The organism is Bosea sp. 29B (assembly GCF_902506165.1).
Lineage (GTDB): Bacteria > Pseudomonadota > Alphaproteobacteria > Rhizobiales > Beijerinckiaceae > Allobosea.
This window is the reverse complement of sequence record NZ_LR733817.1, coordinates 5,707,199-5,729,365: the sequence shown is the minus strand read 5'-3', so window position 1 is coordinate 5,729,365 and position 22,167 is coordinate 5,707,199. Positions and strand designations below refer to the sequence as shown.

Annotated in this window: 24 protein-coding genes; 12 read left to right on the top strand and 12 right to left on the bottom strand. The window is 66.7% G+C overall.

Annotated features, from left to right (window positions below; genetic code table 11):
* The first annotated feature begins 52 nt into the window (after positions 1 to 52).
* The 7 genes from GV161_RS27755 (at position 53) to GV161_RS27725 (ending at position 6,439) form a co-directional block, all read left to right on the top strand.
* Positions 53 to 397, top strand: a complete 345-nt coding sequence (locus GV161_RS27755; protein ID WP_152013764.1) for a phasin family protein — start codon at positions 53 to 55, stop codon at positions 395 to 397.
* 206 nt (positions 398 to 603) lie between these two features.
* Positions 604 to 1,689, top strand: coding sequence for an aromatic ring-hydroxylating dioxygenase subunit alpha (locus GV161_RS27750; RefSeq protein WP_244623986.1), 1,086 nt, complete (start codon positions 604 to 606; stop codon positions 1,687 to 1,689).
* Positions 1,690 to 1,960: 271 nt separating this feature from the next.
* Positions 1,961 to 2,302: an ATP-dependent Clp protease adapter ClpS gene (gene clpS, locus GV161_RS27745; protein ID WP_244544047.1), complete on the top strand. Its 342-nt coding sequence runs from the start codon at positions 1,961 to 1,963 to the stop codon at positions 2,300 to 2,302.
* A gap of 43 nt (positions 2,303 to 2,345) precedes the next feature.
* On the top strand, positions 2,346 to 4,853 hold the full coding sequence (gene clpA / locus GV161_RS27740) for an ATP-dependent Clp protease ATP-binding subunit ClpA (RefSeq protein WP_152013766.1): 2,508 nt from the start codon (positions 2,346 to 2,348) through the stop codon (positions 4,851 to 4,853).
* A 30-nt stretch (positions 4,854 to 4,883) separates the two neighbouring features.
* Positions 4,884 to 5,132, top strand: a complete 249-nt coding sequence (locus tag GV161_RS27735; RefSeq protein ID WP_152013767.1) for a hypothetical protein — start codon at positions 4,884 to 4,886, stop codon at positions 5,130 to 5,132.
* Positions 5,133 to 5,330: 198 nt separating this feature from the next.
* Positions 5,331 to 6,086: an AzlC family ABC transporter permease gene (locus GV161_RS27730; protein WP_152013768.1), complete on the top strand. Its 756-nt coding sequence runs from the start codon at positions 5,331 to 5,333 to the stop codon at positions 6,084 to 6,086.
* Positions 6,083 to 6,439, top strand: a complete 357-nt coding sequence (locus GV161_RS27725) for an AzlD domain-containing protein (protein ID WP_152013769.1) — start codon at positions 6,083 to 6,085, stop codon at positions 6,437 to 6,439. Before GV161_RS27730 ends, GV161_RS27725 begins: the two co-directional genes overlap by 4 nt.
* Before the next feature lie 93 nt (positions 6,440 to 6,532).
* Here the strand turns inward: GV161_RS27725 and GV161_RS27720 are convergent, their stop codons facing one another.
* The 9 genes from GV161_RS27720 to GV161_RS27680 all read right to left on the bottom strand — a co-directional run bounded on the left by GV161_RS27720 (position 6,533) and on the right by GV161_RS27680 (position 13,317).
* Positions 6,533 to 7,375 (bottom strand): M48 family metallopeptidase, encoded by an 843-nt coding sequence (locus GV161_RS27720; RefSeq protein ID WP_152013770.1) that lies wholly within the window; start codon positions 7,373 to 7,375, stop codon positions 6,533 to 6,535.
* Between the two features lie 138 nt (positions 7,376 to 7,513).
* On the bottom strand, positions 7,514 to 8,401 hold the full coding sequence (locus GV161_RS27715; RefSeq protein WP_152013771.1) for a sigma-70 family RNA polymerase sigma factor: 888 nt from the start codon (positions 8,399 to 8,401) through the stop codon (positions 7,514 to 7,516).
* Between the two features lie 10 nt (positions 8,402 to 8,411).
* A complete protein-coding gene (locus GV161_RS27710; RefSeq protein WP_152013772.1) occupies positions 8,412 to 8,885 on the bottom strand; it encodes a carboxymuconolactone decarboxylase family protein in 474 nt (157 codons plus the stop codon).
* Positions 8,886 to 8,954: 69 nt separating this feature from the next.
* Complete coding sequence (locus tag GV161_RS27705) at positions 8,955 to 9,422, bottom strand: carboxymuconolactone decarboxylase family protein (RefSeq protein WP_152013773.1); 468 nt, start codon at positions 9,420 to 9,422, stop codon at positions 8,955 to 8,957.
* A 64-nt stretch (positions 9,423 to 9,486) separates the two neighbouring features.
* Positions 9,487 to 9,915, bottom strand: coding sequence for an HIT family protein (locus GV161_RS27700; protein ID WP_152013774.1), 429 nt, complete (start codon positions 9,913 to 9,915; stop codon positions 9,487 to 9,489).
* A 29-nt stretch (positions 9,916 to 9,944) separates the two neighbouring features.
* Complete coding sequence (locus tag GV161_RS27695) at positions 9,945 to 11,165, bottom strand: GNAT family N-acetyltransferase (protein ID WP_152013795.1); 1,221 nt, start codon at positions 11,163 to 11,165, stop codon at positions 9,945 to 9,947.
* A gap of 11 nt (positions 11,166 to 11,176) precedes the next feature.
* Complete coding sequence (locus tag GV161_RS27690) at positions 11,177 to 11,926, bottom strand: glycerophosphodiester phosphodiesterase family protein (RefSeq protein WP_152013775.1); 750 nt, start codon at positions 11,924 to 11,926, stop codon at positions 11,177 to 11,179.
* Positions 11,926 to 12,399, bottom strand: a complete 474-nt coding sequence (locus GV161_RS27685; protein ID WP_152013776.1) for a RidA family protein — start codon at positions 12,397 to 12,399, stop codon at positions 11,926 to 11,928. Before GV161_RS27685 ends, GV161_RS27690 begins: the two co-directional genes overlap by 1 nt.
* Before the next feature lie 105 nt (positions 12,400 to 12,504).
* Positions 12,505 to 13,317, bottom strand: a complete 813-nt coding sequence (locus GV161_RS27680; protein WP_152013777.1) for an SDR family oxidoreductase — start codon at positions 13,315 to 13,317, stop codon at positions 12,505 to 12,507.
* Between the two features lie 122 nt (positions 13,318 to 13,439).
* On the opposite strand from GV161_RS27680, the gene GV161_RS27675 reads away from it, so the two are divergent.
* Complete coding sequence (locus GV161_RS27675; RefSeq protein WP_152013778.1) at positions 13,440 to 14,015, top strand: TetR/AcrR family transcriptional regulator; 576 nt, start codon at positions 13,440 to 13,442, stop codon at positions 14,013 to 14,015.
* A gap of 105 nt (positions 14,016 to 14,120) precedes the next feature.
* A complete protein-coding gene (locus tag GV161_RS27670) occupies positions 14,121 to 14,948 on the top strand; it encodes a cell envelope integrity EipB family protein (RefSeq protein ID WP_152013779.1) in 828 nt (275 codons plus the stop codon).
* Here the strand turns inward: GV161_RS27670 and GV161_RS27665 are convergent.
* Together GV161_RS27665 and GV161_RS27660 are read right to left on the bottom strand one after the other, a co-directional pair.
* Positions 14,905 to 16,269 (bottom strand): DNA polymerase IV, encoded by a 1,365-nt coding sequence (locus GV161_RS27665; protein WP_280179033.1) that lies wholly within the window; start codon positions 16,267 to 16,269, stop codon positions 14,905 to 14,907. The two genes, GV161_RS27670 and GV161_RS27665, sit on opposite strands and share 44 nt — an antisense overlap.
* The gene (locus GV161_RS27660; RefSeq protein WP_244623987.1) at positions 16,266 to 16,562 is read right to left on the bottom strand and encodes a DUF3572 domain-containing protein; all 297 of its coding nucleotides are present in this window, start codon (positions 16,560 to 16,562) and stop codon (positions 16,266 to 16,268) included. The genes GV161_RS27665 and GV161_RS27660 overlap by 4 nt, the downstream gene beginning before the upstream one ends.
* A gap of 135 nt (positions 16,563 to 16,697) precedes the next feature.
* On the opposite strand from GV161_RS27660, the gene GV161_RS27655 reads away from it, so the two are divergent.
* Both GV161_RS27655 and GV161_RS27650 read left to right on the top strand, forming a co-directional pair.
* Complete coding sequence (locus GV161_RS27655) at positions 16,698 to 17,069, top strand: response regulator (protein WP_091842024.1); 372 nt, start codon at positions 16,698 to 16,700, stop codon at positions 17,067 to 17,069.
* 16 nt (positions 17,070 to 17,085) lie between these two features.
* On the top strand, positions 17,086 to 18,462 hold the full coding sequence (locus GV161_RS27650; RefSeq protein ID WP_152013780.1) for a PleD family two-component system response regulator: 1,377 nt from the start codon (positions 17,086 to 17,088) through the stop codon (positions 18,460 to 18,462).
* A gap of 268 nt (positions 18,463 to 18,730) precedes the next feature.
* On the opposite strand, the gene GV161_RS27645 is transcribed toward GV161_RS27650, so the two are convergent.
* Positions 18,731 to 18,934 (bottom strand): hypothetical protein, encoded by a 204-nt coding sequence (locus tag GV161_RS27645; protein WP_152013781.1) that lies wholly within the window; start codon positions 18,932 to 18,934, stop codon positions 18,731 to 18,733.
* A 320-nt stretch (positions 18,935 to 19,254) separates the two neighbouring features.
* Here GV161_RS27645 and GV161_RS27640 point away from each other — a divergent pair, with 320 nt between their 5' ends.
* A complete protein-coding gene (locus tag GV161_RS27640; RefSeq protein ID WP_244623988.1) occupies positions 19,255 to 19,581 on the top strand; it encodes a hypothetical protein in 327 nt (108 codons plus the stop codon).
* Positions 19,582 to 22,167 lie beyond the last annotated feature (2,586 nt).

Here is a 22,167-nt window from a genome sequence, read left to right as displayed (position 1 = left end):
GGCCATTCCGGCTCGTCAGCAGAGGCGGCGCGCGAGCGTCGAAAGGGACACCATGATCCAGCAGTTCGAGACCATCCAGAAGGCTTCCAAAGAGAACGTCGATGCCGCTCTGAAGGCGTTCGGCGCCACCTCGAAGGGCGTGCAGGCTCTGGCCGTCGAGGCCACCGACTACGCCAAGAAGTCGTTCGAGGCCGGCACGGCCACGATCGAGAAGCTTGCCGGCGTGAAGACGCTCGACAAGGCCATCGAGATCCAGTCGGACTACGTCAAGACCGCTTTCGAGGGCTATGTCGCCCAGGTCACCAAGATCGGCGAGCTCTATGCCGCGATCGCCAAGGACGCCTACAAGCCGTTCGAGGGCATCGTCGCCAAGGCCGTCCCGACCCCGGCCAAGTGATTGTAGCCGAGTGATTTTGGCGCGGCCGGCTTCGCCCGGCTGCAGCTGATCACGACATGATTTCAAGAAGCCCGGCCTCGGCCGGGCTTCTTTGCGTTTGGGCTCCTTCCGGATGCGCCTTCGCGGCAATGCTCTGGCAACTGGCGGGCGGCTGTCTGCCTGCGTCGTGTTTAGCCTGATGGCAGCGACCTGAGCCAGGAGCCGCAATGAGCCGTTCGACGATTGCCATGGACGCATCGACCGCCACCGAGGCGCCGCCGGCGAACGAGTTCCGTGAGCCGCCCCGGGAGGCCTGGTACTGCGTCAAGAGCTCCGGCAGCCTGGCGACGGGCGCGATGGCGAGCGTGACGGTTCTCGGCGAGCAGGTCGTGATCGGCCGCACGAAGCTCGGCGAGCTCTTCGCCTTGCGCGATCGCTGCCCGCATCGCGGCGCGCCCCTGTCCGAGGGGCGGTTCGACGGCGTCGCGATCACCTGCCCCTTCCATGGCTGGCGCTTCGGAGCCGATGGTCGCTGCCGGGCGATGCCGACGCTGGTCGATGGCGACGTCACCGATCCCGGCCAGGTCAAGGTCGGCGAGTTCCCGATCCGCGAGAGCGACGGCATCATCTGGCTCTATCTCGGTACGCGGCCGGAGCTTGCGCCGCCGGTGCCTGCCTTGGCGCTTGCAGGCAAGACGCGCTGCCGCGTCGCCGTCTCGGTTCTGGTTGAGGCCTCCTATGATCTCAGCGTGCTCAGCCTGATCGACCCCGGACATGTCGGCTACGTCCATAACTCCTGGTGGTGGCGGCCGACCGCGACGGCACAGGAGAAGGTCAAGGACTTCGAGCCGCTGCCCTTCGGCTTCCGGATGAAGGCGCATAAGGCGGCGGCGAACTCGCGCGGCTATCGCCTCCTCGGGCGGCCGCAGACGGAAGTCGACTTCCTGCTGCCCGGCCAGCGGATCGAACGGATCCGTCTCGGCGAGCGCGCGATCGTCAACGCGACCTTCGCGACGCCGATCGATGCGCGCCGGACGCTGCTGACCAATGTGCTGCTGTCGGACCTGCCGCAGCTCATGCCGCTCGCGCCGTTGATCAGATGGGCGGGCCACGCCTTCCTGCGCCAGGACCAGCGGATTCTCGAACTCGCCCAGCAGGGTCTGGAGCGCAAGCCGACCATGCTGCTGCTGGGGCAGGCCGACCGGCTGGCGCAATGGTATTTCCGCCTGAAGCGCGACTATGCCACAGCTCGCCGGGAGGGCATCGTTTTCTCCAATGGGCTTACTCCGGAGCGGCTGCGCTGGCGGACCTGAGAGTTGTCTGCCGCTCCGCAAGGCCCTGAGAAGCCTGGCTATTCCGGCCGTGCTTATGCTTTGTCCGATTCAAAAAGGGCGCTTTGCTGTGGCATGCGCTCGGAACGGGCTGGCGAAGCGGGGGAGACGACTGTAAATTCGTGAGCGAAGCACTATCTTGATGTCAGCCTTCGGGACGGACACCTTGAGCCAAGCAGCCACGACGCCAATCGATCAGGACCTGCCAGCCGGCAACACGCCGCGCGGGAACGCGTCTTTTTTTGCGCCGCGTCTGGCATCGAAGCCGCGGGCGCCATCCGGCCCGACCGACAATGACCGCAGCGGAACCGGCACCGCGGTCCTGACCCGCACCAGGACACGCAAGCCTAATCTCTACCGCGTGCTGATCCTCAACGACGACTACACGCCGATGGAGTTCGTGGTGCATGTGCTGGAGCGGTTCTTCAACAAGGACCGGGCCGAGGCGACGCGCATCATGATGCACGTCCACCAGAATGGCGTCGGCGAATGCGGCGTCTTCACCTACGAGGTTGCCGAGACCAAGGTCACGCTGGTGATGGATCTCGCCCGCAAGCACATGCATCCGCTGCAATGCGTGATGGAGAAGAAGTAGCTTTGAACATCATCCTTTCGACACTGGACTGGGAGCGCTGACCTTGCCGAGCTTCTCGCGCAGCCTCGAACAGGCGCTTCACCGGGCCCTCGCGCTCGCCAATGAGCGCCACCATGAATATGCGACGCTGGAACACCTGCTGTTGGCGCTGGTCGACGACCAGGACGCCGCCGCGGTGATGCGCGCCTGCAGCGTCGATCTCGACACGCTGCGCCGCAACCTCGTCGACTACATCGATGCGGAATTGACCAACCTCGTCACCGACGGGCGCGACGATTCCAAGCCGACCGCCGGCTTCCAGCGCGTGATCCAGCGCGCGGTGATCCATGTCCAGTCGTCCGGCCGCGAGGAGGTGACCGGGGCGAACGTGCTCGTGGCGATGTTCGCCGAGCGCGAGAGCCATGCCGCCTACTTCCTGCAGGAGCAGGACATGACCCGCTACGACGCGGTCAACTATATCAGCCACGGCATCGCCAAGCGTCCTGGCGCCAGCGAGAGCCGGCCCGTGCGCGGCGCCGAAGAGGAGCCGGAGCAGCGCGAGCAGCGCAGCGAGCAGGCCAATGACGGCGACAAGGACAAGAAGAAAAAGGAAAGCGCCCTTGACGCTTACTGCGTCAACCTCAACCGCAAGGCGCGCGACGGGCGCATCGACCCGCTGATCGGCCGTGAGGCCGAGGTGCAGCGCACCATCCAGATCCTCTGCCGCCGGCAGAAGAACAATCCGCTGCTGGTCGGCGATCCCGGCGTCGGCAAGACCGCGATCGCCGAGGGCCTGGCGCTCAAGATCGTGCGCGGCGAGGTGCCGGAGGTGCTGGAGGACGCGACCGTCTTCTCGCTCGACATGGGCACGCTGCTCGCCGGCACGCGCTATCGCGGCGATTTCGAGGAACGCCTCAAGCAGGTGATGAAGGAGATCGAGCAGCACCCGAAGGCGGTCATGTTCATCGACGAGATCCATACGGTGATCGGCGCCGGTGCGACCTCGGGCGGCGCGATGGACGCCTCGAATCTGCTGAAGCCGGCGCTGGCCTCGGGCGGGCTACGCTGCATCGGTTCGACCACCTACAAGGAATACCGCCAGTATTTCGAGAAGGACCGGGCGCTGGTGCGCCGCTTCCAGAAGATCGACGTCAACGAGCCGTCGGTGCCGGACACGATCGAGATCCTGAAGGGGCTGAAGCCCTATTTCGAGGAATTCCACAAGCTGCGCTACACCAACGACGCCATCAAGGCGGCGGTGGAGCTGTCGGCGCGCTACATCCATGACCGCAAGCTGCCGGACAAGGCGATCGACGTGATCGACGAGACCGGCGCCTCGCAGATGCTGGTGACCGAGGCCAAGCGCAAGAAGACGATCGGCGTCAAGGAGATCGAGGCGGCGGTCGCGACCATGGCGCGCATCCCGGCCAAGACCGTCTCCAAGGACGATGCCGAGGTGCTGCGCAACCTTGAGACCACGCTGAAGCGCACCGTCTACGGTCAGGAGAAGGCGATCGAGGCGCTATCCTCGTCGATCAAGCTCGCCCGTGCCGGCCTGCGCGACGGCGAGAAGCCGATCGGCTGCTACCTCTTCGCCGGCCCGACCGGCGTCGGCAAGACCGAGGTCGCGCGCCAGCTCGCCTCCTCGCTCGGCGTCGAGCTCGTGCGATTCGACATGTCGGAATACATGGAGCGCCACACCGTCTCGCGGCTGATCGGCGCGCCTCCGGGTTATGTCGGCTTCGACCAGGGCGGCCTCCTGACCGACCAGATCGACCAGCATCCGCATTGCGTGCTGCTGCTCGACGAGATCGAGAAGGCGCATCCCGACCTGTTCAACATCCTCCTGCAGGTGATGGACCACGGCAAGCTGACCGACAACAACGGCAAACAGGTCGATTTCAGGAACGTCATCCTGATCATGACCACCAATGCCGGCGCCGCAGACATGGCCAGGAACGCCTATGGCTTCACCCGCCAGAAGCGCGAGGGCGACGACACCGAGGCGATCAACAAGCTGTTCGCGCCGGAGTTCCGCAACCGGCTCGACGCGACGATTTCGTTCGGCCATCTGCCGAAGACGGTCGTGGCGCGCGTCGTCGACAAGTTCGTGCTGCAGCTCGAGGCGCAGCTCGCCGACCGCAACGTCACCATCGAGCTCTCGGACGAGGCGCGCGAATGGCTGGTCGACAACGGCTATGACGAGGCGATGGGCGCCCGGCCGATGGCCCGCCTGATCCAGCAGACGATCAAGACGCCGCTCGCCGACGAGGTGCTGTTCGGCCGCTTGAAGAATGGCGGCGCGGTCAAGGTCGTGGTGATCCAGTCCGAGACCGGCATCAAGGTGCTCGGCCTCGAATTCCCCGACGGGCCGGTCAAGCCCAAGCCGGAGAAGGACGTCGCTGCCGCAGCCGAGAAGCGCACGCGCAAGCCGCGGGCGAAAACGCCGGGTAAGGCCAAGGCGGCCGGCTCCGGCGGCGCCAAGCGCGGGCCGAAGCCGGATGCTCCGGTCGAGCCGCCGAAGGCGCGCAGCGTCCGTACCGTCCCGAAGGTTCCGTTGACCAAGGCCTGATCGGTGTTCTTCAAGCGCAAATCGGAAAGTGTGTGGGCTCAAGAGGGCGAGGTCGCCGCGCAGGCGGCCGCTCCTGCGCCCAAGGAAAAGCTCGGCTGGTTCGAGAAGCGGGCCCGCCGGCGCCGGCGTCGGATCATCTTCGAGGAAGTGCTGGGCTGGATCATGGTCCCGGCCTTCCTCTATTTGCTCTATCTCGGCTATCGCGCCGTCGGCGGGATACCGAAGGAAGGCATTGACTTCTTCCAGGAGGTGATCGGGCTCGCGATGAAGAGCTTCTGATCCGACTTGCGCTGGGTGCAAGGCCGGCGCGCGGCGCAATGGCTGTCATGCCACCAGCGTCATGCGCTTTAAGCAAAAGGGCTCGCAGCCGCTGCGGGCCTTTTTCGTATCTTTCGGTCCGATGATCCGATCCTCGAGCTCCTTGCCTTTCGATCGCAGCAGCGCTGTCCCGCCAGGGATCGCGCCGGCGGGCAGCTGATGGCGCAGAGCGATGGCGAGATGACCGAGGCTGCCCCCGACCAATGGCTGAGACCATGGGCGCGCGGCTTCCGCGATGCCGCGATGCTGCCCGCTTGGGTCGTCGGGCTTTCGCTGATGGGCGTCGGCTCATTGGCGCGCGATGTCGGCTATCCCGTCGAGGCGGCCGTGCTCTCGACGATTCTGGTCTGGGCTGGCCCGTCGCAGGTGCTGTTCTTTGCCTCGATCGCCGCAGGCGCCGCCTGGAGCGCCATCGCGCTCGCCATCGGTTTCGCCTCGCTGCGCTTCCTGCCGATGACCGTGGCGCTGCTGCCGCTGTTGCGCCGGCCGGGCCAGAGCGTGGCGCAGCAGATGCTGATCGCGCATTTCGTCGCGGTCACGGCCTGGGTCGAGGCGCTCAGGCGGCTGCCGAACATCCCGCCCGAACAGCGCGTCGGCTATTTCCTCGGCTTCGCCAATGCGCTGATCACCGTCAGCGCGCTCTGCACTTATGCCGGCTTCCATCTCGCGGGCATCGTGCCCGCGCCGGTCGCGGCCGGGTTGCTCTGCCTGACGCCGATCTTCTTCCTGTCCTCGATGGTCGCCGGCATTCGCGGCCATGGCGACATGGTCGCGATCGGGCTCGGCCTCGCGCTTGCGCCGGTGGCTGGTTGGGCGATCGGCGGCGGTTTCGATCTGATCGCCAGCGGCATCGCCGGCGGCAGCATCGCCTTCCTGGTGCAGCGCTGGCGCAAGGCGCGAAAGGCGGGCGCATGACCCAGCCGATCGCCTTCCTCGACGGGCCGTGGTGGCCCTATCTCGCGCTCGTCCTGTTCGCGATGCTGCCGACCGAGATCTGGCGCTGGCTCGCTGTCGCCTTCGCGCGGAAGCTGGACGAGAGCTCGCCCTGGCTCGAATGGGTCAGGCTGGTCGCGACCTCGCTGCTGGCCGGCGTCGTGGCCAAGCTGGTGCTGACGGCGCCGAGTGCGCTCGCCGGCGTGCCGCTCACGGTGAGGCTGGCAGCGCTCGCCGTCGCCGTCACGGTCGTGCTCGCCTTTCGCCGCCGGGTGATGCTGGCAGTGCTTGCCGGCGAGGCGGTGCTGATCGGCGGCGCCGTGTGGCTGAGCTGAAGGCCTAGCCGCGCGCGATTTCTTCCATATGAAAACCGGCGCCCCGGGGAAGGCGCCGGCTCGGTCATGCTCGATGGTTGTTCGCGTCGGCCTTTATGCCGGCCGCGGTGCGAAGCTCGGACGGATCGCCTGGTTTGCCGCCGGCTGCGTCTTGTACCACTGCGTCACCGCCTCGACGCGGCGGGTGTGGCGCGGATAGTGCGAGACGATCTTCAGGAAGAAGCCGGCGATGCCGGGCACTATCTGCTCCTGGTTCTGGAAGGCGTCGGGGTTCATCTGGGCGTTCAGCCTGGCGCTGCCGCAGGCAAGCATCTGCAGGCCGGTGCGGGCAGCCTGGAGATCGCGGGCGACGAAGGCGCCGATGCGGTCGCAGGTCAGCTCGCGGCCGCGGGAATAGGCGGCGCCGAGGAACGGGACGATGTGGCCGGGAAAGCGCAGATAGCTCCAGGGCTCGTCGAGATGGCCGGCGACATGATGGCCGAGTTCATGGCCGATGACGAAGCGGACCTGCTCGTCATTGTCGGCGTCGATCAGGGCAGACGTCAGCCAGATATAGCGCTGGCGGCCGACGAGGCGCAGCGCCATCGCGTTCAGCACGCCGCTCGAGTTGTAGACGAAGGTCTGCGGGATCTCGCGCAGGCCGAGCGCGCGGGCGCCGTCCTCGACCATGCGGTGGATGTGCGGGAATTGATCGGGCCCGACCATGACGAAATGGCCGATCATATAGGCGCGGGTGATCGCGCGCGCCCAATAGGAGACCAGCCAGAAGATGCCGAAATAGAAGAGCAGCACGAGACCGTGCCAGATCGAGCCGCTCAACAGAGCAACGGCAATGGCGCCGAGCACTACCGCCCAGATGGCGATGCCGACGACGAGCATGATGCTGCCGTAGAGCTTTTCCTTGGGATGTTTGACTTGGGAAATATCGAAATTCATAGCGCAAGGCTCCAGCGGGAATGAAATCAGCTAGCCGGAATGCCTTGTCCACATTTGAGCCATAATCGCGTCGGTTCGCGTGTGGTTTGATGTGATTTCGATCTGACGTTGCGTTATCTCCGCGGAAAGCCGTGCGCCTCAATCGACCGCCAGCGTGATGTGCCGGAGCTTGTCGGGATTGCGCACGACATAGATCGCATGGACGCGCCCGTCGCGGATGTCGAGGGCGGTCGCCTGCAGGGTCTCGCCGCGTTCGAGGCTGAGATAGCCGGGCAAGCCATTGATCAGCACAGGCTTGTAGACGGTGGTCGATTGCCCGAGGCTCATCACCTTGCGGGCGATGCCGGCAAAAAAACGCGCGACGCGATCGATGCCGTGGAGCACGTTCATGACCGCCAGCACCTTGCCGCCGCCATCGCTGTGGAAGGCGACATCCTGGGCGAGCAGGGTCTGCAGGTCGCTGGTGTCGGCCTTATGGGCAGCCTTGAAGAAGGCCTCGACGAAGCGCTTCGCCTCGGCCGGGTCGATCTTGTTGCGCGGCGGCATGTCGATGCGGACATGCTCGCGAGCGCGCTTGGCGAGCTGGCGGCAGGCGCTCTCGCTGCGGTCGATGGTGCGGGCGATCTCGGCGAAATCCAACTCGAAGACGTCGTGCAGCAGGAAGGCGGCGCGCTCCAGCGGCGAGAGCCGTTCCAGTGCGAGCATCAGCGCGATCGGGGCGTCGAGCTGGGTGTCGACATTGGATTCAGCGGCGCCGATCTCCTCGACCAAAGGCTCGGGCAACCAGGCGCCGACATAGAATTCGCGCTTGCTGCGGGCCGACTTCATCTGGTCGAGGCAGAGGCGCGTGACGGTGCGGGCGAGATAGGCGCGCGGCGCCTCGACCTCGCCTTGGGCAACGTCACGCCAGCGCAGCCAGGCCTCCTGGACGATGTCCTCGGCATCGCTGACCGAGCCGAGCATGCGATAGGCGAGGCGGGTCAGGAAACGGCGATGCGTCTCGAAGAGATCGTCCGGGGCGGTCATGGGAGGCGTCTCAGGCAGCCGTCGTGGCGGCCTTGGCCGGCCGGTCGTTTGGGTGGCTCGTCCGGAAGCCGATGGCGATCCGGTTCCAGGTGTTGATCGTGCCGATCAGCAGAGTGAGCTTCACGGTTTCCTCCGGGCTGAAATGGCGTAGCACCTCCTCATAGGCCTCGTCCGGCGCATGGGCCTGCGAGATCAGCGTCAGCGCATCGGTCCAGGCGAGGGCGGCGCGCTCGCGCGGGGTATAGAGCGCCGACTCGTGCCAGGCGTCGAGCAGGAAGAGGCGGGCCGGGCTCTCGCCCTCCTTGATCGCATCGGCCGAATGCATGTGCAGGCAATAGGCGCAGCCATTGATCTGCGAGGCCCGCATCTTCACCAGGTGGATCAGGCTATGCTCGAGGCCGCTCTCCTTGATCGAGGCTTCGAGCGCGATCATCGGCTTCATGGTGTCGGGGGCGGTGACGTAGGGGTTGAGGCGCTTGCTCATGATGGGGCTTTCGGACTGAAGCATTTCTGGCCCGGCGACTGCCGGGCCAGCAGGCTGTTTCGTGCAGCGTCAGGCCGCGAGCTTCTCGCGGCGACGATCATTCGGATGCAGGGTGCGGAAGCCGCAATTGATCCGGTTCCAGAGGTTGATCATGCCGATGGCGACCGAGAGGTCGACGCAATCCTTCTCGTCGAAATGCTCGCGCAACTCGGCGAAGGCCTCGTCGCTCGGGCTGCGGTCGACGAGCCGCGTCAGCTCCTCGGTCCAGCGCAGGACGGCGCGCTCGCGTGGGGTGTAGAGCTCGGACTCCTCCCAGGCGCTGAGCAGGGCAATGCGGATCTCGCTCTCGCCGGCCTTGCGCGCATCGGTGATGTGCATGTGCAGGCAGTAGGCGCAGCGGTTGATCTGCGACGCCCGGATCTTCACCAATTCGAGCAGGCTGTGCTCCAGCTTCGACTGGTTGATGTAATCCTGCAGGCCGAGCATGGCCTTGTAGGCGTCGGGGGCGGTCTGGAAGCCGTTGAGGCGCTGGGTCATCGTCGTCTCCATCAGGTGGTGATGAAGACAGGACGAGACGGCAAGCGCCCGCGTGACATGCCGCTCAAATATTTTTGAGCGCAGCCCGAATTTTTTCGGCGGCTGCTACCAGATCCTCAGGCTTGGCCATCTCGCTGGCCGGCGGCTTCATCGCGGTGCCGTCATGACGCGGGATGACGTGGACGTGGAGATGGAAGACCACCTGGCCGCCGGCGCTCTCGTTGAACTGCTGCACGGTGATGCCGTCGGCGCCGAAAGCCTGCATCTGTGCCCGGGCGATGCGCTGGGCGATTCCCGCGACATAAGCGAGATCGCCGGCGTCGATGTCGAGGATGTTGCGGGCCGGATTCTTCGGAATGACCAGTGTGTGGCCAGGTGCGCGCGGCATGATGTCGAGGAAGGCAAGCGCCTGGTCGTCCTCGTAGACGCGATGGGCCGGCAGTTCGCCGCGCAGGATCTTGGCGAAGATGTTGTTGGGATCATAGGCGGTCATCAGCTGATATCCTGATGGTTCGAAGGAGGTCAGAGGTGGTCACCCTTGCGGAAGGGGCTCTCCTCCGCAAGCGCAGCCACTGCAGAGCTGATCTCACGCCGTTCGCCGGGCAGATAGGCGGCAACGGCGCGGGCAAGGCCGGGATCGGCGAGGAGATGAGCCGAGCGGGTGATCACCGGGCGATAGCCGCGGGCGAGCTTGTGCTCGCCCTGGGCGCCGGCCTCGACGCGGGCAAGCCTGTGCCCGATCGCATAATCGATGGCCTGATGATAGCAGAGCTCGAAATGCAGGAAGGGGTGGTCCTCGATGCAGCCCCAGTTGCGGCCATAGAGCGTGTTGCCGCCGCGGAAGTTGATGGCGCCGGCGATGTTGCGGCCGGCGCGGCGTGCGAGAACCAGCACGATCCGCTCGCCCATGCGCTGCCCGATCTCCGAGAAGAAGCGGCGGTTGAGATAGGGCCGGCCCCATTTGCGCGAGCCGGTGTCCTCGTAGAATGAGTGGAAGTCGTCCCAGACGCTTTCGGTGAGATCGGCGCCGGAGAGAACGGCGACCTCGATGCCGGCCGAGAGCGCCTCGCGCCGCTCGCGCTTCAGCGCCTTGCGCTTGCGCGAGGCCAGCGTGGCGAGGAAGTCGTCATAGCTGGCGAAGCCCTGGTTCTGCCAATGGAACTGGATGTCGTGGCGTTCGAGGAAACCGGCGTCCAGCAGCGCCGCCATGTCCGGCTCCTGCGCGAAGGTGACGTGCACGGACGAACCGCGGACCTGCTCGCGCAAGGCCTCCAGCCCGGCGATCAACGCCTCGCGCGCATCGTTGGCGTGCGGCCCGTCGGCGACGAGCAGGCGCGGGCCAGTCGCGGGCGTGAACGGGGTGGCGACCTGGATCTTCGGGTAATAGCGGCCGCCGGCGCGCATATAGGCTTCGGCCCAGCTATGGTCGAAGACGTATTCGCCCTGGCTATGGCCCTTCACGAAGGAGGGCGCGGCGGCGATCAGGCGGTCGTCCGCATCCTCGACCAGGAGATAGGCCGGCGACCAGCCGGTGCGGCCGCCGACACAGCCGCTCTCTTCCAGAGCGCGCAGAAAAGCGTGCGAAACGAAGGGGTTGTCCGGGTCTGCCTGAGAGATTGAATCCGCTTGCTCGCAGGCTGATTCAAGCGGTCGGCCAGCGCCGGGATTGGCGCAGGCGTCCCAGTCCGCGGCCGGGACGCTTTTCAGCGAGGTCGCGACGCGGACTCTGAGGCCCTCGCGCAGACCGGTTTCGCTCAAGGCAGGAAGCCCTCGAAGACCATCTGGTCGGCATGCGCGGCAGCGCGGGCGCGGTCCTCCGGCGTGCGCACCGTCCAGCTCATCAGCGGCAGGCCCAGCGCCTTTCGGCAGAGGAAGGGCGCGGCGCTCGGCAGGTCCGCGACCTTCCAGGAGATGAAGTCGGGTCGGCTCTGCTCGAAATGCAGAAGATTGGCGAGGGCATGCTTCTCACCGGCCGACAGGCGGTCGTAGTCGCCATAGTTGTATTCATTCATGGCGACGATACCGCGGGCGAAGCCGGGCGCGAGCTCGCGCAGGGCAGCCACGATCACCGGATCGAAGGATTTCAGCACGATTGGCTGGCCCTTATGGGCTTCAAGGACCTGCGCGGTACGCTTCGCCAGCCGCAGGTCGCCGTCGAAGCGGCTCTTGATCTCGATCACCAGCGGCGTCCGGCCGCCGATGGCGTCGAGGAAGCCGGTCAATGTCGGGATGCGGTCGCTGGCGCCCTTCAGCCCGATCTGCGCCAGCTCGGCCGCCTTGCGGGCGTCGACGCGGCCGGTTTCAGCTGTGAGGCGATCGAGGACGTAGTCGTGGAAGACGACGGCGTCCTCGTCGGCGCTGAGCTGGACGTCGCATTCGATGGCGAAATTACCGGCGATCGCGCCCGCGGCTGCCGAGAGCGAATTCTCGATGATGCCGCCGGCGGCATCGTGCAGGCCACGATGCGCGATCGGGCGGGCGGTAAGCCAGGCTTCGGCCGCCATCAGGCGATCTCGAACATAGCTTCGACCTCGACGGCGGCATCGGCCGGCAGGTTGGCGACGCCGACAGTCGAGCGGGCATGGCGGCCGGCATCGCCGAGCACTTCGACCATGAAATCGGAGGCACCGTTCATGATCGCCGGCAAAGCGGCGAAATGCGGGGCGGCGTTGATGAAGCCGCCAAGACGGACGCAGCGCTTGATCCGGCCGAGATCGCCGCCGAGCGCCGCCTTGGCCTGGGCGAGCACGTTGATGGCGCAGAGCTTGGCCGCTTCGAGCCCGGCCTCGTTGAAGATCTCGCCGCCGAGCTTGCCCTTGTGCGCATCGGAGAGCTTGCCATCGAGGCCAAAGCAGATCTGGCCGGAGATGATCAAGAGGTTGCCGGTGATGACATAGGGAACGTAGTTCGCGACCGGCGCGGCCGGGGCGGGCAGGGTGATGCCGAGGGCGGCGAGCTTGGTGTCGACGGCGTTCATCGGAGGGCTCCTGACCGGATCTGAACAGGAGCCTTTCATCGCCGATGCCAAGCCGGGTCGCAAGCGCGACGCGGCTTGGCCGATGCGCCTGCCGGGCAGGGCGGATCAGGCGGCGTCGGTGCGCTTCGCCAGATAGCGCTCGGCCGGCCGGTTGCGCGAGAGATTGGGGCCGAGCGCCAGCCGCGCCGCCGTATAACGCTCGAAATCGGCCGCATCCGGCAGCGAGGGAATGGTGATGAGTTCGCCCTGGTCGAAGCCGGCCAGTGCCGCATCGACCATGGCATCGACCTCCATCACCATTTCCGGCGGAAAACCGTCGACATCGACACCGGCGCGCTGCCAGATTTCGGTGCGGGTGGCACCGGGCAGCACTGCCTGGACATGGACGCCGGACGAGGCAAGCTCCTGCTGCAGCGAGATGCTGAGGTTCAGGAGGTAGGCCTTCGTGCCGCTATAGCTGCCATTGTAGATCTCCGGCGCCAGGGCCAGTACCGAGGCGATGTTGACGATCGTGCCCTGCTTGCGTGCGGCGAAATTGCGGGCAGCCGCCGCGGCGAGGCGGGTCGGGGCGACGACATTGAGTTCGATCATGCTCTGGAAGTGGTCGATCTCGCCATCGAGCAGCGAGCCGGCGACCGACATACCGGCATTGTTGACCAGCAGGGTCAGGCCCTGGTCGTTGCGCAGGCGCTGCTCGATCGCGGCGAGGTCGGCCTTCGCCGTCAGATCGGCCTTGAGCCATTCGACCTTGCGGCCGGTCTCGCTACGAAGACGTTCGGCCAGTGCGGCGAGACGCGCCTCGTCACGAGCGACGAGGACGAGATCATAGCCACGACGGGCCAGTCTGTCGGCGTAGACGGCGCCGATTCCGGTCGAGGCGCCGGTGATGAGGGCGGTGCCGAGCTGCTGCGTTGCCATGTCGAATTCCTGTTCGATTTCAGTGTCGATTTTTCATGATGATCATCATGATTGAATTTAGATGATCAGCGTCATATAAAGAGTCAAGAGGCTGGAGTGCCGATTGTCGAAGGAGCGGATCGATGCGGGTGAGCCGCGAGCAGATGGCGGAGAACCGCGAGCGCATTCTCGATACGGCGGCGACGCTGTTTCGCGAGCGCGGCTTCGACGGGGTCGGCGTCGCTGATGTGATGAAGGCGGTCGGCCTGACCCATGGCGGCTTCTACGGGCACTTTTCGTCGAAGGATGATCTTGCCGCCCAGGCGCTCGGGCGCGCCTTCGTCCACTCCGGTCGATGGGCCGCCGAGGCAAGAGCGTCTGAGCCGCAAGCGCCGCTGCAGGCGATCGTCGATCGCTATCTGTCATCGTCGCATCGTGATGATCCCGGCCATGGCTGTCCGGTCGCAGCGCTTGGCAGCGATACTGCGCGCCAGGGCGAGGCGTCGCGCCTTGCCGCGACGGAGGGTGTGCGGGCGGCGATCGAGGGCCTCTCCGCCATCGCGCCGGGTGCAACCGCGGACGAGCGCAGAGCCAGCGCCATTGCGAGCTACGCCACATTGGTCGGCGCGCTCGTGCTCGCCCGAATGGTCGACGATGCGGCGCTGTCGGACGAGATCCTGGCGACGGCCAAGGCGGAGCTTTCCTCTGCCGAGGCGTGAGGGGCGCAACCTGCGTTGCCCGCCTTGTTTGCGCCATTGCCGCAATGCACCTAGATTTGAAGGGCTGCAGTTCGCCCCGGCTAAGAGCGCGAATCGAGGATCGGCATGAAGACGTATCGCGGCGGGATCGCAGGCTTGGCGGTGATGGCGGCGACGGGAGTCTGGGCGCAAGCTCCAGCTTCGGCCGAGCGCGTCGTGCTGGTGCCGCACCGGGCGGTCTATGATCTCGTGCTCGACGACGGCAAGCCTTCGCGCGACATCACCACGGCGCGCGGCCGCATCGCCTTCGACTTCTCCGGCGATGCCTGCGACGGCTATGCGCTCTCCTTCCGGCAGGTCACCGAGCTGACCAGCGAAGGCGGCCCGCGCGTGATCGATGCGCGCACGACGAGCTTCGAAGAGGGCGACGCCAAGAGCTATCGCTTCAAGACCGAAAGCTCGGCCGCAGGCGCGCCGGCCGACATCGTCGACGGCACGGCCAAGAAAGGCGAGGCCGGCTACGAGGTGCAACTGCGTGCCCCCAAGGCCGAGACGCATCGCGAGCCGAGCGCAGCGATGTTCCCGAACGAGCAGATGAAGGCCGTGATCCAGGCGGCGCGCGAGGGCAAGAACACCCTCAATGTCCGCCTCTATGACGGCGCCAATTCCGGCAAGGACGTCTACGACACGCTCTCGGTGATCGGCCGCAAGATCACGACGCCGGCCGCCGAGACGCCGCTGCGCAAGCCGGAATTCGAGAAGCTCGCGCGCTGGCCGGTGACGGTTTCCTATTTCAAGGTCGGTTCCGGCGAGAGCACACCGGCTTACACCGTGTCCTTCGAGCTCTATGAGAACGGCGTCACAGGCGCGATCAGGCTCGATTACGGCTCGTTTGCGCTGCGTGGCACGCTCACGCGTCTGGATCTGCTTCCGGCGAGCGAGTGCTCGAAGTAGTCGTGCTCGAAGTCGTCCTGCGGCGCGTATCGCGCAGCGATAGGCCCTTCTCGATCGCGGCGTCGCCGAATTTGGCGCGGACCTTGTCGAGGGCGCTTTCCATCGCCTTCAGCTTCGGCGTCTGCAGATCGGCGAGATCGCCACGGTCTGCCTCGGCCGGATCGGAGAAATCGCTCATGCCGATGCCGATCAGCCGGTAGCGCGGCCCGGTGCATTCGCGCCTGAGCAGGTCGCGTCCGGCGGAAAAGAGGCGCGCCGCGAGCTGGCTCGGCTCGGGCAGACGGGCGGCGCGGGTGATGATGTGGAAGTCGTGGGTCTTGAGCTTGAGGGTGACGGTGCGCCCGGCAAGCTCCTGCGCTTTCAATCGCTGCGAGGTCCTTTCGCAGAGCCGCCAGAGGATCGGCTCCAGCTCCTCGAAGCTGGCGAGGTCGACATCGAGCGTCGTCTCGGATGAAACCGTCTTGGCCTCATGCTCGACCGTGACCTTGCGCGGGTCGATGCCGAGGGCGAGGTTCCGCAGGCGCGGCCCATCCTTGCCGACCAGGCGGTAGAGCGTCGCGATCTCGGCCTTGGCGAGGTCGCCGATGACGCGGAAGCCCGATTGCGCCAGCTTCGCCACGCCGGCCTTGCCGATGCCGGGGATCATCCCGACGGGCTTGTTGGCCAGAAAGGCGACGGCTTCCGCCTGGCCGATGATCGAGAAGCCGCGCGGCTTGTCGAGGTCGGAGGCGACCTTGGCGAGGAACTTGGCGTAGGAGAGCCCGACCGAGATGGTGATGCCGATCTCGTCCTCGATCCGGCGCTGGAAGCGGGCGAGGGTTAGCGCCGGGCTGGCATGGTGGAGCCGCTCGGTGCCACCGAGATCGAGGAAAGCCTCGTCGATCGAGAGCGGCTCGACCAACGGCGTCAGCTCCTGCATCAATTTGCGGACCTGGCGGCCGACAGCGACGTATTTCGCCATGTCCGGCTTGATCACAGTGGCCTCGGGGCAGGCCTTCAGCGCCTGGAACATAGGCATGGCCGAGCGCACGCCGGACATGCGGGCGATGTAGCAGCAAGTCGAGACCACGCCGCGCTTGCCGCCGCCGATGATCACCGGCTTGTCGAGCAGGCTGGGATCGTCGCGCTTCTCGATCGCGGCGTAAAAGGCGTCGCAATCGATATGGGCGAGATGCAGGCTGTCGCGTTCGGCATGGCGCAGCAGGCGCGGCGAGCCGCAGGATGGGCAGCGGCGCACCGGCGCACGCGCCTCGTCATGGTCGTGCATGCAGTCGCGGCAGAGCGCCCGGGCGCAGACGGCGATGCCGACGCCGTCGCTCACGGCTCGTAGGCTTCGGGCGGGCCGGCGAGGATTTCTCGTGCCTGCGCCACCATTTCGGGCTTCAGGTGCAGATTTCCGGCAAACTCGAGCAGCAGCGAATCGCTGGCGCAGAGATGGTCGAGCACGCCGAGGAGGAAGCCTGGTTCCTGCGCGGCGCTGCGCAGGGTTGCAGGGCCGAGGCCGGTGGTGGCCAGGAACGGTTCCAGGCGCTCCGGCTCGGAGGCCAGGAAAGCGAGGGCCTTGAGCGCCAGGGTCTGCGCTTCCTCGCTGGTGATCGGGTGCGGCATGGCCATCTATCTATGATCGACGAGTCGGGTTTCGGGTTTGCGTTTCGTCAACTGCTCGCATGTTAAACCTAACACTGAACGCGGCCGACAGCCTGGAGAATCCGACATCGGATGACCAGGACTGTGCGGACTGGGGGACAGATGAAGAAGACGGTTCTGATCGTCGAGGACAACGAGCTCAACATGAAGCTCTTCAACGACCTGTTGGAGGCCCATGGCTATGCGACGCTCAAGACGGCGGATGGCATCGAGGCGATCGAGCTGGCGCGCACGCATCATCCCGATCTGATCCTGATGGACATCCAGCTGCCGGAGGTCTCCGGGCTGGAGGTGACGAAATGGATCAAGGAGGACGACGCGCTGAAGTCGATCCCCGTGATCGCGGTCACCGCCTTCGCGATGAAGGGTGACGAGGAACGTATCCGGGAGGGTGGCTGCGAGGCCTATATCTCGAAGCCGATCTCGGTAGGCAAGTTCCTCGAGACGGTGCGCGCCTATGTCGGCACGGCCTGAAGGGAAACGCTGAGCCATGTCAGCCCGGGTCCTGGTCGTCGACGACATTCCCGCGAATGTGAAGCTGCTCGAAGCCAAGCTGGGCGCCGAGTATTTTGACGTCATCACTGCGACGAACGGCATCGATGCGCTGGCGATCTGCGAGCGCGGCGAGGCGGACATCGTCCTGCTCGATGTGATGATGCCCGGCATGAACGGCTTCGAGGTCTGCCGCCGGCTGAAGAACAGCGCGACCACCGCCCATATCCCGGTGGTGATCGTGACGGCGCTCGACCAGCCGAGCGATCGGCTGAAGGGGCTCGATGCCGGAGCCGACGATTTCCTGACCAAGCCGATCGACGACATCGCGCTGTTTGCGCGGGTGCGCAGCCTGGTCCGGCTGAAATCGGTCACCGACGAGTTGCGCCAGCGCGCGCTCGCCTCGCGCCAGCTCGGCATCGCCGATCCGTTGGCCGCGGCGGCGGCAGAGACCGGGCTCAACGGCCGCGTCCTCCTGATCGAGGACCGGCCGCTGATCGCCGAGCGCCTGACACAGGCGCTCTCGGCCTTCCACTCGATCGAGACGGAAACCGATGCGCAGGCCGCGCTCGCGCGCGCCGCCGAAGGTGATTTCGAGATCGTCCTGGTGAGCCTGGATCTGCAGAACTATGACGGCCTGAGGCTGTGCAGCCAGCTGCGCTCGCTGGAGCGCACGCGCAACCTCTCCGTGCTGCTGCTCGGCGAGGCCGAAGACAAGTCCCGCGTGCTTCGCGGCCTGGAGATCGGCGCGCACGACTTCCTGGTCCGGCCGATCGACCGCAACGAATTGCTGGCGCGTGCCCGGACGCTGGTCCGCCGCAAGCGCTTCGCCGAGCGGCTGCGCGACAGCGTGCAGTCCTCGATGGAGATGGCGGTGATGGACCAGCTCACGGGCCTCCATAACCGCCGCTATCTCGACAGCCGGCTTGCGACCCTGTTCGACGAGTCGGCGCTCAGGGCGCGGGCGCTGTCGCTGCTGGTGCTCGACGTCGATCGCTTCAAGGTCGTCAACGACAGCTGGGGTCACGATGCCGGGGACGAGGTCCTGCGCGAATTCGCCGACCGGATCCGGGCCTGCACGCGCGGCATCGATCTGGTGGCGCGCATGGGCGGCGAGGAGATCGTCGTCGTGCTGCCCGACACCGCGATCGAGGCGGCGCGGGCCGTTGCCGAACGCATCCGGGAACGGGTCGAGGGCGAGGCTTTTCAGATCCAGCGCGGGCAGCGCGCGATCACGGTGACGGTGTCGATCGGCGTCGCCAGCCGGCGAGCGGGCGATGCCGGGCCGGTCGAGATGATGAAGCGTGCCGACGAGGCGGTCTACCGAGCCAAGGCTGCCGGCCGCAACCGCGTCATCGTCGCCAGCGCCGCCTGACCCGCCATAGCGGGCGAGGTAAGGTTTCCAAGTAGGGTTAAGTTTCGATGAATAATGGTGAATCAATCGTCTCCGATTGATTCGGGAGGGCTTCCGCGTAGGGTGATTTCCAAGAGAACGGCTGCCGTGCAGCCGTCCGGAACGCCCTTCGGAAGCCCAGGTTCCGCCGCATCTCCTGGGTCACCGCTGGGCTCGGCCGGTCGATGACGGGATCCTGGCCTCCTCAGCCCCGTCGTCGGCCGGCCACCTCGTTTTCGGGGTCGTCGCTTCAGCGCAGATGGCGCTCGACGATCTCCGGTATCCAGTAACCGAGCACACCGAAGCCGACGAGCAGCAGCAGCAGGAGCAGGGCCGCCCGCAGGCGGTGCGTCCAGCGGCGCGACTCGTCGACCTCGACGATCAGGCGCAGGAAGCCGCGTACCAACCCGCCCGGGCGCGGCGGCGGTTCGGCTGAATCGGGGCCATTGCTCAAAGAGCGCTCCTGCGGATGGGCGGGCCGAGCTGTGCGGGCAGGGTAGAAGATCGATGCCCCCTGCGCCAGCAGCCCGCGAGGAACTGGCGCGACTGCTCGCGTCGAGGGCGCCTGGCGCATGCATCGGCGAATACTGGCCAAGAACTAGGCGCCGAGAGGGATGCAAGACTGCATTAACCATCGTCGTCTCATGCTAATCTGATGGCGATTCGCATGCCCTGCTATTCGGCTGCGAAGCTGCTGGCCTGACATCTTTGCAAAAGCCGACGCCGATCCGGCCGGCATGGCCTCATCGGCAAGCGGACTCCAAGGAGCGACCCATGCGTCTCACCGCATCGGCGCTCTGCCTCGCATTGCTGCCGTGGGGCGGAGGGCCTGTTCACGCGCATAGCTGGTACCCTTACGATTGCTGCAGCGACCGCGATTGCTGGCCGATGGGGCTGGATGCCGATGCGCGCGAGCCCGAGCCGCGCATCGTTCCGGGGGGGTACCTCACCCATGACGGGCATTTCGTCGCCGAGCAGAGCACGCGCGTCTCGAAGGACGGGCGCTTCCACATCTGCCGCAGCGGCGGGATGCTGACCGGCTCGGTGATCGCACCCTCGCAGCGGCCGATCTGTCTGTTCGTGCCGAAACCGGCCTTCTGACGGGAAGCGGCCGGCGGACCATTCGGGCCATATGGGCTCTTCCCGGTGCCGATGGCCGCGTCGGCATGGGACATCGCTGGATATCGGCAAGACCTTGCACATCAACACGCATTGGTGCGGCGCGTGGCAGAGCTGCCGCTGTACCATCCGTGTCACACCGGGCCGATTTGGCGGGATGTGAACGGCTGTTCATTGCCTTGCGCGTGCACCCACGCAATCTCGCCCGCCGGGGTGGGATTCCGAATGCTGCCGATCGATTCAAACTGTCCGAAGACCGTGCGAGCCCGCGGCCTGTCGCGGGGCCGCCTGCCGGGATTGGCCAGGTCGACATCCTTGCTCGTGCTGGCTTTGCTGCTGGCCGGTCCTCCGGCGTTGGCCGATGGCGGGCGCGGTGGAAACCCTGCCGGCAATGCCAATAACGGCGGCACCACCGGGATCGACAACCCGACCGGCGTCGGTGGCTCCGGCGGCGTTGGCACAGTGCCCAATGCAGGTGGCGGCGGTGGCGGCGCAGGCGCTGTCACCGGTGGCGCTGGCGGCATCAGCGGCAGCGGCCCCTCCGTCGGCCGTGGCGGAGCTGGCGGTGTTCACGGCTCTGTCGACGCCGCGCTGCCGCCGACGTCCAGCACCGGCTCCGACGGCGGAGCCGGCGGCCACGGTGGTGCTGCCACCGGCGGCGGCGGCGGCGGCGCCGGCGGTTATGGCGCGGTGGTCACCGGGACGGGCGTGAACGGCGTCGTCTCCGGCGCCATCACGGGCGGGAAGGGCGGGAAGGGCGGCGACTCCGCCGCCGACTATGGCGGTTCCGGCGGCTCGGGCGGAACCGGCCTGCTGTTCACCGACGGCAGCGCCACGACCAACTTGATGGTCAATGGCTCTGTTCAGGGCGGCAATGGCGGCGCGCGAGGCCTCGGGGCTGGCATAAACGCCTGGAACGGCGCCTATGGCGCCGGTGGCGCGGGCATCGTCGGCTCGAACCTGTCGATCACCAACAACGGCACGATCGCAGGCGGGCTGTCCGGCGATGGCGTGACCCGTGCCGCGGCGATCCGCTTCACTGGCGGCAGCAACAGCCTGACCTTCGGCAACGCCACCTCTGGCCTGACCGGCGGCATCGTGATCGAAGCCGGTACGCTGAGCTTCGCCCAGCCGACCGATGTCACCGTCGACAGCGTCGTCAGCGGCGCCGGCGCTGTGATCAAGACCGGTGCGGGCACGCTGACGCTGACCGGCGCCAACAGCTATGCCGGCGGCACGACGATCGCGGGGGGCAAGGTCTCCGTCTCCTCCGACGGCAATCTCGGCGACACCGCAGGCGGCATCACGCTGAACGGTGGCGCGCTGCAGGCGACGGCGAGTTTTTCCACGGCGCGGACGGTCGATCTCATCAGCGCCGGCACGGTCGAGGTCGATGCCGGCCAGAGCCTGACCATGAGCGGCGTGGTCTCCGGAGCGGGCGGACTCACCAAATCCGGCGGCGGCACGCTCGTGCTCTCCGGCGCCAATACCTACGGCGGCGGCACGACGATCGCGTCGGGCACGCTCTCGGTCTCGTCCGATGGCAATCTCGGCGACGTGTCGGGCAGCCTGACCTTCGGCGGCGGCACGCTGCTCGTCACCGGCAGCTTCGTCTCGGCCCGGACGATGACATTGAATGTCGGCGGCACGATCGAGGTCGCTGCCGGACAGGCCTTCACGCAGAGCGGCGTGATCTCCGGTTCCGGCGGCCTGACCAAGAGCGGCGCCGGCGAGCTCGCGCTCTCTGGAACCAACACCTACATGGGTGGCACCACCATCGCGGGCGGCAGGCTCTCGGTCTCGACCGACGCCAATCTCGGCGCTGCTTCGGGCGGGCTGACGCTGGATGGCGGCACGCTGGTCGCCAGCGGCTTCGGTACGGCGCGCGCGGTGACCCTGGGCAGCTCCGGCGGCACGATCGAGGTGGCGAGCGGCCAGAACCTCTCCCATAGCGGCACGATCTCGGGCACTGGCGACTTGATCAAGAGCGGCGATGGCTGGCTCATCCTCTCGGGCAGCAGCACCTATTCCGGCGCGACCACGGTGTCGGCCGGCACGCTCTACATCAACGGCGCCGGCGCCCTGTCAGCGGCGTCCGACTATACGATCGCCGCCGGTGCGCTGCTCGACATCAATGACGGCGTCGGCACGGTCACGGCTGGCTCGATCGCAGGTGCTGGCTCGATCCGGATCGAGCAGGACTCGACGCTGGAGGCCGGCGCGACCAACGCTTCGACCATCTTCAGCGGGGTGATCTCCGACAGGGGCAGCTTGCGGAAGGTCGGCTCGGGCACGCTGACCTTGACCGGGAACAACAGCTATGCCGGCGGCACGACGATCACAGGCGGCAAGCTCGCAGTCGGGGCGGACGTCAATCTCGGCGCGGCCTCGGGCGGCCTGACGCTGGACGGCGGCACGCTGCTGGTGACGAGCAGCTTCTCCTCCGCGCGCACGGTGACGCTAGGCAGCGCCGGCGGCGGGATCGAGGTCGACAGCGGGGTGAGCTTCGCCCATAGCGGCACGATCTCGGGCACGGGCGGGCTGACCAAGAGCGGCACTGGCCAGCTC

Coding starts and splice junctions, on each gene's coding strand:
- GV161_RS27750 (WP_244623986.1), top strand. CDS start 604: ATGAGCCGTTCGACGATTGCCATGGACGCATCGACCGCCACCGAGGCG.
- GV161_RS27680 (WP_152013777.1), bottom strand. CDS start 13,317: ATGGCAACGCAGCAGCTCGGCACCGCCCTCATCACCGGCGCCTCGACC.
- GV161_RS27675 (WP_152013778.1), top strand. CDS start 13,440: ATGCGGGTGAGCCGCGAGCAGATGGCGGAGAACCGCGAGCGCATTCTC.
- GV161_RS27755 (WP_152013764.1), top strand. CDS start 53: ATGATCCAGCAGTTCGAGACCATCCAGAAGGCTTCCAAAGAGAACGTC.
- GV161_RS27715 (WP_152013771.1), bottom strand. CDS start 8,401: ATGACCGCCCCGGACGATCTCTTCGAGACGCATCGCCGTTTCCTGACC.
- GV161_RS27710 (WP_152013772.1), bottom strand. CDS start 8,885: ATGAGCAAGCGCCTCAACCCCTACGTCACCGCCCCCGACACCATGAAG.
- GV161_RS27670 (WP_152013779.1), top strand. CDS start 14,121: ATGAAGACGTATCGCGGCGGGATCGCAGGCTTGGCGGTGATGGCGGCG.
- GV161_RS27730 (WP_152013768.1), top strand. CDS start 5,331: ATGGCGCAGAGCGATGGCGAGATGACCGAGGCTGCCCCCGACCAATGG.
- GV161_RS27700 (WP_152013774.1), bottom strand. CDS start 9,915: ATGACCGCCTATGATCCCAACAACATCTTCGCCAAGATCCTGCGCGGC.
- GV161_RS27690 (WP_152013775.1), bottom strand. CDS start 11,926: ATGGCGGCCGAAGCCTGGCTTACCGCCCGCCCGATCGCGCATCGTGGC.
- GV161_RS27685 (WP_152013776.1), bottom strand. CDS start 12,399: ATGAACGCCGTCGACACCAAGCTCGCCGCCCTCGGCATCACCCTGCCC.
- GV161_RS27650 (WP_152013780.1), top strand. CDS start 17,086: ATGTCAGCCCGGGTCCTGGTCGTCGACGACATTCCCGCGAATGTGAAG.
- GV161_RS27725 (WP_152013769.1), top strand. CDS start 6,083: ATGACCCAGCCGATCGCCTTCCTCGACGGGCCGTGGTGGCCCTATCTC.
- GV161_RS27720 (WP_152013770.1), bottom strand. CDS start 7,375: ATGAATTTCGATATTTCCCAAGTCAAACATCCCAAGGAAAAGCTCTAC.
- GV161_RS27660 (WP_244623987.1), bottom strand. CDS start 16,562: ATGGCCATGCCGCACCCGATCACCAGCGAGGAAGCGCAGACCCTGGCG.
- GV161_RS27655 (WP_091842024.1), top strand. CDS start 16,698: ATGAAGAAGACGGTTCTGATCGTCGAGGACAACGAGCTCAACATGAAG.
- GV161_RS27640 (WP_244623988.1), top strand. CDS start 19,255: ATGCGTCTCACCGCATCGGCGCTCTGCCTCGCATTGCTGCCGTGGGGC.
- GV161_RS27705 (WP_152013773.1), bottom strand. CDS start 9,422: ATGACCCAGCGCCTCAACGGCTTCCAGACCGCCCCCGACGCCTACAAG.